General features: G+C 29.4%; 2 protein-coding genes. Both read right to left on the bottom strand.

Annotated elements, in window-relative coordinates; translation table 11 throughout:
* Window positions 1–142 precede the first annotated feature (142 nt).
* Complete coding sequence (locus ACRCZX_RS03825) at window positions 143–994, bottom strand: hypothetical protein (RefSeq protein ID WP_438581621.1); 852 nt, start codon at window positions 992–994, stop codon at window positions 143–145.
* Between the two features lie 267 nt (window positions 995–1,261).
* On the bottom strand, window positions 1,262–1,394 hold a 133-nt coding region (locus tag ACRCZX_RS03820; RefSeq protein WP_438581622.1), incomplete at its 5' end, for a cold shock domain-containing protein.

Here is a 1,394-nt window from a genome sequence, read left to right as displayed (position 1 = left end):
AAACCGGCCTAGCTAAAAAAACATCTGTAGCGACGCCGGCGGGGGAGAAGGGCCGGCCACGGAGAGAGCATGCCGTAAACAACGGACTCGCTAAGGCATGCGAACGACCTTCTTTAGCACTGGCAATAAATATCTTTTATATCTATTCCCAATTGTCTTCATAGTTTATAATCTCACCACTTTCATAACTACTATATTCTTTTTTATTTCTTAGATGTTGATTAAGAGCATAAATAAAAGTTTTACTTTTGAAATATTCTAAAGAGCTTCTATAAAATACAGGAATAAAAATATTGTTAGTTTTACTTTTTTTATAATTTCCAAGAATAGGGTTTAAAAATAAAGCTTCAAAATTTTCTCCAATTTCATATACTCCATCTTTTATTTTATTTAAAACTTTATCTTTGCATAAACAATCTCTTAAATCTTTAGTATTCCAATTTTTAGAGGCTACATATTCTTCATCATAGCAATCTATTAAAGCAGCAGCTTTAACTACTTCTGGTATTTCTGACATTAAAATTTCTTCTTTCGATTGAATTAAGAATTTTTTCTTATAACAATCTTCTATTATTTTTATATAATGGATTTTTTCTTCAATTCCCATTTTTCCATCATCATTCACAATTTTTAAAATAGCTTCATTTTTTTGAATTTCTATTTTTTGTTTTTCTGTTAGAGTTAGCTCACCTTTTTCATACTCTTCTAGTTGCTTGATAATAGCTCTTCTAACTGCTTTTGATTCTCTTACCAATACTTGCTTAGCTTCATTGATGGATAGGTGGAATAAAGGCCTAGATTGATTTTGTTTGTCTTTATATGACCCGGGGGAAATAATTCCCTCGGCTATTTCGTCTTCAAATTCATCCCTAATTACTTTCATCAAATCTTTATGTTGAAGTTTTGATTTACCTTCAACTTCTTTTCTAAAAATATTAATCTGTTCTATTAACTCTAAACTACTGATGTGTTTTTTCTGTGTTGTGATATTCATTTTTAGTTCCTCCGAAATTAAGATAGTTATATACTATATATAATATATAACTATTTAATAGTCAATTTTTTTTGAAAAACAGAATAGCTGAGGCGAGGGAGCGATGAACCTCTTGTATTAGCAATAAAGCAATTAGAGAGATTGGTAAAATTATTAAAATTGTTGATAGAGATTTTAATAAAAGAGAGTTAGATAGCAAAAAAACTAGGTGAAAAACAGCCTAGTTATGAAAAAAAAAAGAGTTCCAATTGGAACTCTTAATAATTATTATCTTGATACAATATTTTCAGCTTGTAATCCTCTGTCACCTTTAACAACATCGAATTCTACCGCTTCATTTTCTTTTAATGATTTGAAACCATCTTTTTTGATTTGAGAGAAGTGTGCGAATACATCTTTC

This window comes from Cetobacterium sp. (assembly GCF_051658645.1).
In the GTDB taxonomy this organism is placed as follows: domain Bacteria; phylum Fusobacteriota; class Fusobacteriia; order Fusobacteriales; family Fusobacteriaceae; genus Cetobacterium_A.
Note: the sequence above shows the minus strand (reverse complement) of the source record. Positions and strands in the feature narration are given on the sequence as shown.